Here is an 8,867-nt window from a genome sequence, read left to right as displayed (position 1 = left end):
CCGTGGCGGCACCGGCGGGCCGGGCCCACCGATCGGCCGGGCGCACCGGCCAGTTGGCCGGTGCCGGTCGCGGCGTACCCTGGTGGGGCGGTCCGCGCCCGACGTGGATCCGCGCCGCACCGGCGACGCCGAGGAGGGGCAGACGGTCATGGCGATCGATGAACGCCGTCCGTCGCTGCGCCGGTTCCTGCGCCGGCTCGCCGCCACCGAAGCCGAGCTTGACGCCGAACAGCTACAGCGGGAGAGCGCCGAGTGCGGAGCTACCCCCGCCGGGCAGTGTCACCGCGGCGAGGTTGTCTCGGTCTCCGGTCGGCTCCGTACGGTGGTCTACTGCCCTCGGACCAACCTGCCGAGCCTGGAGGCCGACCTCTACGACGGTAGCGACGTCGTCACCCTGGTCTGGCTGGGCCGGCGACGGATCGCCGGTATCGAACCAGGCCGCCAGCTCACCGCCCGCGGCCGGGTCGCGGTCCGCGACGACCGTAAGGTGATCTACAACCCGCACTACGAGTTGGAATCCCCCCGGTGAGCCGGCCGGTCCCGTCCGGCGCCGCCACCGACGAAGGAAGGCGGTGCCGATGACCTCTGGACAGCACCCCCCGGCAGCCGGCAATGACGACGAGGAACGCCTGCCGAGCATCACCGAGCAGATGGCCGAGCAGCTCGGCGGCTGGCGCGGGCTCGTCGAGTCGAGCGTGCCGATCGCCGTCTTCGTGGTCTGCAACGTCATCTGGGAACTGTCGGTGGCGCTGATCGCCGCGGTGAGTGTCGCGGTCGGTATCGCGGTGGTCCGGCTGCTGCAGCGTCGTCCGATCCGGCACGCGGTCAACGGGCTGTTCGGCATCGGCATCGGTGCCCTGCTCGCCTGGCGGACCGGCGAGGAACGCGACTTCTACCTGCCCGGCATCCTGTACGGCATCGGCTACGGACTGGCTCTGCTCGGCTCGGTGGTGATCCGCCAGCCGCTGGTCGGCTGGATCTGGTCGGTGCTCGCGGCAGGCGGCCGCTCCGAGTGGCGCGCCGACCCCGTGCTGATCCGCACCTTCAACCGGCTGACCGTGCTCTGGGGCGTCGTCTGGCTGCTCAAGGTCGGTGTACAGGCCGGCTTCTACGTCGCGTCGATGGAGACCGCGCTGGGCGTCTCCCGGCTGCTGCTCGGCTATCCGCCGTACGCGGTGCTGCTGGCGATCACCATCTGGGTCGTCCGTCGGGTCAACCGTGAGCGCCACGGCGCCGGACCGGTGCTGGCCGCCTCGAACTGACAGCCGCCCGTCCGCTGGCCGGCCGGGGTTCAGTCCTGCGGTGGCGGTTGCTCGTTGCGGACCGGCGCTGGCGGCTGCTCGCCGCGCCGGGTGCGGGCCACGCTGTCCGCCCCGAGGACGACCGCTCGGACGTCGTCCTCCACCTCAGCGGTGCAGACGAAGACGAGTTCGTCACCGGGTTCGAGCGGGTCGTCCGGGCCGGGGGTCAGTACCCGCTTGCCCCGGACGATCGCCACCAGGGCGGAGTCGCGGGGCAGCGGCACGGTGCGCACGGCGTGCCCGACGTACGGGGCGTCGGTCGGCAGGGTGATCTCCACCAGGTTCGCCTCACCCTGGCGGAAGGTCATCAGTCGGACCAGGTCGCCGACCGTCACCGCCTCCTCGACCAGTGCCGCCATCACCCGTGGCTTGCTGACCGCCACGTCGACGCCCCACTGCTCGGTGAACAGCCACTCGTTCTCGGCCCGGTTCACCCGTGCCACCACCCGGAGGACGCTGAACTCCGTCTTGGCCAGCAGCGAGACCACCAGGTTCACCTTGTCGTCCCCGGTGGCCGCGACGACCACGTCGTACGTGCTCAGCTCGACGTCCTCCAGGCTGGCCACCTCGCATGCGTCGGCCAACACCCAGTCGGCCTCCGGCACCCGGTCCGGCAGGAACAGCGCGGGATTACGTTCGATGAGGGTCACCTGATGGCCGTTGCCGATCAGTTCCTGGGCGATGGAGCGGCCGACGTTGCCGGCACCCGCGATGGCCACCCGCATCACCGCGCTCCTTCCGGCAGGCTGCCGGCGGTCAACGTGACGGCGTCGGCAATGTCGTCGGTGACCAGCATGAAGACCTGGTCACCTTCCTGCAGCACGGTGGACGGGGTCGGCAGCGTGCCGATTCCGAACCGCATCAGGTAGGCCGCCCGGGTGCCGGCCGCCCGCTCCAGCGCCTGCAGCGGCCGCCCGATCCACTCCCGGTGCAGCGGCACCTCGACGATCGACACCGTGCTGGTCGGGTCCCGGAAGATCTCCACGTGCCCTTCGGGGACCAGGTGCCGCAGCATCCGGTCGGCGGTCCACCGTACGGTCGCCACCGTCGGGATGCCGAGCCGTTCGTAGACCTCGGCCCGCCGCTGGTCGTAGATGCGGGCGGCGACCCGGGACACGCCGAACGTCTCGCGGGCCAGCCGGGCCGAGATGATGTTGGAGTTGTCGCCACTGGAGACGGCGGCGAAGGCGTCGGCCTGCTCGATCCCGGCCGACTGCAGCACGTCGCGGTCGTAGCCGGAGCCGGTGACCCGGGTGCCGGCGAAGTCGTTGGGCAGCCGACGGAACGCGTTGGCGTCCTTGTCGATCACCGCGACCGAGTGGCCGCGGTCCTCCAGGTTGTGTGCCAGGGTCGAGCCGACCCGGCCGCAACCCATGATCACGACGTGCACCTGGGCCCTCCCGCAGGGCGATCCGTCGAACGCGTGCCGGAGCGGACCCACGTTCACCTGCCAGCCTGCCACGCGGCGGCCGGATGACGCGCCGACCGTACCGTGCCGGCGGGCAGGCCGCGTGATCAGCCACCCGGATTCGTCGGGAGCCGGACGGCCGTACCCTTAGCGCTTGTGGCCAGTCCGACCTCCCTGATCAAACGGCTGCTGCTGGGCCGGCCGTTCCGGTCCGACCGGCTCCAGCACACCCTGCTGCCCAAGCGGGTGGCGCTGCCGGTCTTCTCGTCCGACGCGCTCTCCTCGGTGGCGTACGCGCCGGACGAGATCCTGCTGACCCTGTCCATCGCCGGGGCGGCCGCGTTCGTCTACTCGCCGTGGGTCACTCTGGCGGTGGCGGTGGTGATGGTCACGGTGGTGGCCAGCTACCGGCAGAACGTGCACGCCTACCCGTCCGGTGGCGGCGACTACGAGGTGGCCAGCGTCAACCTCGGTCCTCGGTTCGGCGTCGGGGTGGCCAGCGCCCTGCTGATCGACTACGTACTGACCGTCGCCGTCTCGGTCGCCTCCGGGGTGGCCAACCTCGGCTCGGTGCTGCCGTTCGTGGCCGAGCACAAGGTGCCGGTGGCGGTGGCGGCCATCGTGGCGCTCACCGCCCTCAACCTGCGCGGGGTGCGGGAGTCCGGGCGGATGTTCGCCGTACCGACGTACGGCTTCGTCATCGTGATCACCGCGGTGATCGCCACCGGCCTGATCCGGATCTTCATCCTCGGGCACGACCTGCGCGCGCCCAGCGCGGACCTGGTCATCGCCGCCGAGTGGGTCGACCTGACCGGCTTCGCGATGGCGTTCCTGCTGCTGCGGGCCTTCTCGTCGGGCTGCGCGGCGTTGACCGGGGTGGAGGCGATCTCCAACGGCGTGCCGGCGTTTCGCCCACCGAAGAGCCGCAACGCCGCCACCACCCTGGTGCTGCTCGGCGCGCTGTCGGTGGCCATGATCGCCGGGATCATCTGGCTGGCCCAGCTCACCGGGCTGCAGTTCGTGGAGAACCCGGCGCTGCAGATCGAGTCCGGCCCGGACGGCTACGTGCAGAAGACGGTGGTGGCCCAGCTGGCCGAGACCGTCTTCGGCTCCGGTGTGCTGCTCTTCGTCGCCGCCGGGGTGACCGCGCTGATCCTGTTCCTCGCCGCGAACACCGCGTTCAGCGGATTCCCGGTGCTCGGCTCGATCCTCGCCCAGGACCGGTACCTGCCCCGCCAGCTGCACACCCGGGGCGACCGGCTGGCGTTCAGCAACGGCATCCTGTTCCTCGCCGGCTTCGCGATCGTGCTGACCGTGGTGCTTCAGGCCGAGGTGACCCGGCTGATCCAGCTCTACATCGTCGGGGTGTTCGTCTCGTTCACCCTGTCCCAGGCCGGCATGCTGCGGCACTGGAACCGGCGACTGCGTACCGAGCGGGACCCGGCGGTACGCCGTCGGATGCACCGGGCGCGGGCGATCAACGGGTTCGGCATGACGCTGACCGGCGCCGTCCTGGTCGTCGTGCTGGTCACCAAGTTCGCCCTCGGCGCGTGGATCGCGATCGCCGCGATGGCCGGCGTGTACGCGCTGATGCTGGGCATCCGCCGGCACTACGACACGGTGGCCCGGGAACTCACCCCGGCCGAGGGCCGGCCGGTGCTGCCCGCCCGCAACCACGCCGTGGTGCTGGTCAGCAAGGTCCACCTGCCGACGCTGCGGGCGGTCGCGTACGCCCAGGCCACCCGCCCGGACTCGCTGGCCGCGCTCACCGTACGGGTGGACGACGCGGACACCCGCGCGGTGCAGGCCGAGTGGGACCGCCGCGAGCTGCCGGTGCCGCTGACCGTGGTCGACTCGCCGTACCGGGAGATCACCCGGCCGATCATCGACTACGTCAAGTCGGTGCGTCGCGACGCGCCACGCGACGTGGTCACCGTGTTCATCCCCGAGTACGTGGTCGGCCACTGGTGGGAGAACCTGCTGCACAACCAGAGCGCGCTTCGGCTGAAGGGCCGGCTGCTGTTCGAACCGGGGGTGATGGTGACCAGCGTCCCATGGCAGTTGGCGTCGAGCGTCGGCCGGGACCTGAGCCGGTACGACGAGGCGCTCAGCCGCGGTCCGGCGCGTGGTCCGCGCCCGATGCCCACTGATCCGATCGACCCGGTCGACCCGGACGATCTGGCTGTCGCGTCCGATTCGGCCGGGCCGACGGTGCCGACGGTGCCGGCGGATCCGGCGGGGTCGGGCGGCCAACGGCCGGCGTCGGAGGGGCAGGTACGCGGTGACCGGTGACACCGGAAATTCCGCACGGGCCGACCTGGCGGAAGGCGACCGGACGACGGTACGGGTGGGCACCGTGGCACACGGCGGCCACTGCGTCGCCCGGGTCGACGGCCAGGTGGTCTTCGTCCGGCACGCCCTGCCGGGCGAACTGGTCACCGTCGAGATCACCGAGACGCACCGGGGCTACCTGCGCGGTGACGCGGTGACCGTGCACGAACCGGCTCCGGACCGGGTCGAGCCACCCTGCCGGTACGCCGGCCCCGGCCGCTGCGGCGGCTGCGACCTGCAGCACGTCACCGTGGCCGGTCAGCTGGCCTGGAAGGAGGCGGTGGTCCGGGAGCAACTGCTGCGACTCGGTGGGCTGACCGGGGCCGAGGTCGACGGGTTGGCGCCGCAGGTCCGGCCGCTGCCGGGCGGACCGCTCGGCTGGCGGACCCGGGTGCGCTACACCGTCGACGCCGCAGACCGGGCCGGCCTGCTCAAGCACCGGTCACACGAGGTGGTGCCGGTGGACCGTTGCCTGATCGCCCACCCGGCCGTGCAGGCGGCGCCGGTGGTGCCGGCCGCCGGACGTCGGTGGCCGGGTGTCGACGCGGTCGAGGTGGTCGCCTCGGCCGCCGGCGAGGTCGTCGTCACCCCGGTCGGCGGGTCGGCACCCCGGTCGGCGGGGACGTCCGGCGCTGGGTCCGGTGCGCAGTCGGACCTGCCCGGCGCGGTGTCCGATGCGCTACCCGGTTCGGTGACGCAGGTCACTGAGTCCGCCGCCGGCCGCCACTGGCGGCTGCCGGCCGGGGCGTTCTGGCAGGTGCATCCGGCGGCCGCCGACACCCTGATCACCTCGGTGCTGGACCTGCTGCGTCCCCGTCCCGGCGAGTCGGCGTGGGACCTGTACGGCGGTGCTGGTCTGTTCGCCGCCGCGGTGGCCGGCCGGACCGGGCCGCACGGGCGGGTCACGATGGTCGAATCGTCGTCCGCCGGGGTGGCTGCGGCCCGACTCAACCTGGCCGACCTGCCCCGGATCGAGGTGGTCGCGGCCCGGGTGGAGACGGCGCTGACCCGCCGCCGGATCACCGGACCGGTCGACCTGGTGGTGCTCGATCCGCCCCGGGCCGGTGCGGGCGCCCGCGTGGTCGCCGGGATCGCAGCGGCCACCCGGCGGGCCATCGCCTACGTTGCCTGCGACCCGGCCGCGCTCGCCCGGGACGTGCGTACCTTCCGCGACCTCGGCTGGTCGCTGACGGCGTTGCACGGCTACGACTGCTTCCCGATGACCCGGCACGTCGAGTGCGTCGCCCTGCTTACCCCGGCCGCCGGTCGATGACCCCGGTCGGACGGACCCGCGGGCAGGCCGCACATCGGCCCGCCAGCAGGCCGCACGTCGACCGGTCGGCGGCGCTGCGCAGCGGCGCGATCCCGATAGACTCTGCGGTCATGGGCGGACGCCGTACGCGGGCCGGAGCGTACGCCGCCGCCGGGTAGCCGCCCAGCGCCGCACATCGGCGCGCGCCGGGCAGTTGGGAGCGAAATTGAGCCAGGTAGAGGCAGGATCCGACGGCCGATTGCTGGCCACCGTCCGCACACCTCAGGACGTCAAGCGGCTCTCCGCCGACGAGCTGGCGGTGCTGTCCGCCGAGATCCGTGACTTCCTGGTCGCCAAGGTGTCCCGCACCGGCGGGCACCTGGGACCCAACCTCGGTGTGGTGGAGTTGACCATCGCCATGCACCGGGTCTTCGACTCACCTCGGGACCGGTTCCTGTTCGACACCGGTCACCAGGCGTACGTGCACAAGATCCTGACCGGCCGGCAGGCCGCCTTCGACCAGCTCCGCCAACGAGGTGGCCTGTCCGGCTATCCGAGCCAGGCCGAGAGCGAGCACGACCTGATCGAGAACTCGCACGCCTCCACCGCACTGTCCTATGCGGATGGTCTGGCCAAGGCGTACGCGTTGCGCGGCGAGGCGCGCAGCGTGGTCGCCGTCGTCGGTGACGGGGCGTTGACCGGCGGCATGTGCTGGGAGGCGCTCAACAACATAGCCGGTGCCCGCAACCCGCTGGTCATCGTGGTCAACGACAACGGCCGGTCGTACGCGCCGACCATCGGTGGTCTGGCCGACCACCTGGCGGCCCTACGGCTGAACCCCGGCTACGAGAAGGTCCTCGACCTGGTCAAGGACACCCTCGGCGCCACCCCGATGGTCGGCCGGCCGATGTACGAGGTGCTGCACGCGGTCAAGAAGGGCATCAAGGACGCGGTCGCGCCGCAGACCATGTTCGAGGACCTCGGCATCAAGTACGTCGGCCCGATCGACGGCCACGACCTGGCCGCCGTCGAGTCGGCGTTGCAGCGGGCCAAGGGCTTCGGCGGGCCGGTGATCGTGCACGTGGTGACCCGAAAGGGGTACGGCTACCGGCCGGCCGAGGAGGACGAGGCCGACTGCCTGCACGGTCCGAGCAGCGCTTTCGATGTGGAGACCGGCAAGCTGCTGGCCGCGCCGGCGGTGAAGTGGACCCACGTCTTCGCCGACGAGCTGGTGGCGGTCGCCGACGAGCGGCCCGACGTCGTCGGGATCACCGCGGCGATGGCCGAGCCGACCGGCATCGCGTCGCTGGCCCGCAAGTACCCGCACCGGGTGTACGACGTTGGTATCGCCGAGCAGCACGCCACCACCTCGGCCGCCGGCCTGGCGATGGGCGGGCTGCACCCGGTGGTCGCGGTCTACGCGACGTTCCTCAACCGGGCGTTCGACCAGGTGCTGCTGGACGTGGCGATGCACCGGTTGCCGGTGACCTTCGTGCTGGACCGGGCCGGGGTGACCGGCCCGGACGGGCCCAGCCACTACGGCATCTGGGACATGTCGGTCTTCGGGGTGGTGCCAGGGCTGCGGATCGCCGCCCCCCGGGACGCGGCGACTCTGCGTGAGGAGCTGCGCGAGGCGGTGGCGGTCGACGACGGCCCGACCCTGGTGCGCTTCCCGACCGGTTCGGTCGCCGCCGACCTGCCGGCGGTGCGTCGGGTCGGGGGGGTGGACGTGCTGGTCGAGTCCGACCGGCGCGACGTGCTGCTGATCGCCGTCGGCGCGTTCGGACACCTCGGCGTCGACGTGGCGGCCCGGGTCGCCGAGCAGGGCTACGGGGTGACCGTGGTCGACCCGCGCTGGGTCCGTCCAGTCGCCGCCGAGCTGGTCGAGCTCGCCGCCGCACACCGGCTGGTGGTCACCGTCGAGGACGGGGTACGCACCGGCGGTGTCGGGGACGCCGTTGCCAAGGCGCTGCGCGATGCCGATGTGCCGGTGCCGCTGCGTGATCTCGGCGTACCGGCCGACTGGCATCCGCACGGCAGCCGGGCGCAGATCCTTGCCGATCTGCGGCTGACCGCGCAGGACGTGGCGCGCGACGTGACCGGCTGGATCTCCGGGCTGGATGATCCGGACAACGACCCGCCGGCCGGCACGGGCTTCGTCGGTGACGTTTCCGGTGACCGGGCCACCACCCGACGTGGTGCCGGCCGGCGCAGCTGAGCGTCGAGTCAGTCGCTCGCGCACCGGTTCCCGCGAGCTCTGCGGACGGCCGTCGTTCGGGGTTGATCCACTCTGCCTCATCGACACGCCGTCGCCGAGTCATCGCAAGCTTTCCGTGTTGCCGAGGTGCGCCGCCGACATCCGGTCCCGGGACTGCAAGGCGGGGGAGAAGGGGGGGGGGGGACGGAGAGGAAGGGGGGGGGGGGGGGGTTGTGGAGGGGGGGGGGGGGGGGGGAGAAAGGGGGGGGGGGGGTAAGGAGGGCATCGGACATTTTCGCTTTCCTCCCGCGACGCTTCCCGACCGGGCGGGTTGCGCCTCCCGCCCGGACACCGGCCCGGGGGACGGGCCTGCCCGCA

General features: G+C 72.3%; 8 protein-coding genes. 6 read left to right on the top strand and 2 right to left on the bottom strand.

Annotated elements, in window-relative coordinates:
• Positions 1–148: 148 nt before the first annotated feature.
• Together ACXAHD_RS29735 and ACXAHD_RS29730 are read left to right on the top strand one after the other, a co-directional pair.
• A complete protein-coding gene (locus ACXAHD_RS29735; protein WP_278168155.1) occupies positions 149–529 on the top strand; it encodes an OB-fold nucleic acid binding domain-containing protein in 381 nt (126 codons plus the stop codon).
• Positions 530–578: 49 nt separating this feature from the next.
• Complete coding sequence (locus tag ACXAHD_RS29730) at positions 579–1,262, top strand: DUF3159 domain-containing protein (protein ID WP_281554079.1); 684 nt, start codon at positions 579–581, stop codon at positions 1,260–1,262.
• Between the two features lie 29 nt (positions 1,263–1,291).
• Here ACXAHD_RS29730 and ACXAHD_RS29725 read toward each other — a convergent pair whose 3' ends face one another.
• Entirely contained in the window at positions 1,292–2,026 is a 735-nt protein-coding gene (locus ACXAHD_RS29725; RefSeq protein ID WP_281554080.1) for a potassium channel family protein, read from the bottom strand.
• Positions 2,026–2,691: a potassium channel family protein gene (locus ACXAHD_RS29720; protein ID WP_281554081.1), complete on the bottom strand. Its 666-nt coding sequence runs from the start codon at positions 2,689–2,691 to the stop codon at positions 2,026–2,028. The genes ACXAHD_RS29725 and ACXAHD_RS29720 overlap by 1 nt, the downstream gene beginning before the upstream one ends.
• Positions 2,692–2,865: 174 nt before the next feature.
• Between ACXAHD_RS29720 and ACXAHD_RS29715 the strand changes: the two genes are divergently transcribed.
• The 4 genes from ACXAHD_RS29715 to ACXAHD_RS29700 all read left to right on the top strand — a co-directional run bounded on the left by ACXAHD_RS29715 (position 2,866) and on the right by ACXAHD_RS29700 (position 8,766).
• Positions 2,866–5,001 (top strand): APC family permease, encoded by a 2,136-nt coding sequence (locus ACXAHD_RS29715; protein ID WP_475054796.1) that lies wholly within the window; start codon positions 2,866–2,868, stop codon positions 4,999–5,001.
• Complete coding sequence (locus ACXAHD_RS29710) at positions 4,991–6,313, top strand: class I SAM-dependent RNA methyltransferase (RefSeq protein ID WP_475054794.1); 1,323 nt, start codon at positions 4,991–4,993, stop codon at positions 6,311–6,313. Before ACXAHD_RS29715 ends, ACXAHD_RS29710 begins: the two co-directional genes overlap by 11 nt.
• A 205-nt stretch (positions 6,314–6,518) precedes the next feature.
• Positions 6,519–8,510 carry a 1-deoxy-D-xylulose-5-phosphate synthase gene (dxs, locus tag ACXAHD_RS29705; RefSeq protein ID WP_281554083.1) on the top strand — a complete coding sequence of 664 codons (1,992 nt, stop codon included), beginning with the start codon at positions 6,519–6,521 and terminating at the stop codon, positions 8,508–8,510.
• A gap of 118 nt (positions 8,511–8,628) precedes the next feature.
• Complete coding sequence (locus tag ACXAHD_RS29700; RefSeq protein WP_475054792.1) at positions 8,629–8,766, top strand: hypothetical protein; 138 nt, start codon at positions 8,629–8,631, stop codon at positions 8,764–8,766.
• Positions 8,767–8,867 lie beyond the last annotated feature (101 nt).

The sequence above is a fragment of the Micromonospora sp. ABR4_055 genome (assembly GCF_056160425.1).
This window is presented reverse-complemented; position numbering and strand designations above follow the sequence as displayed.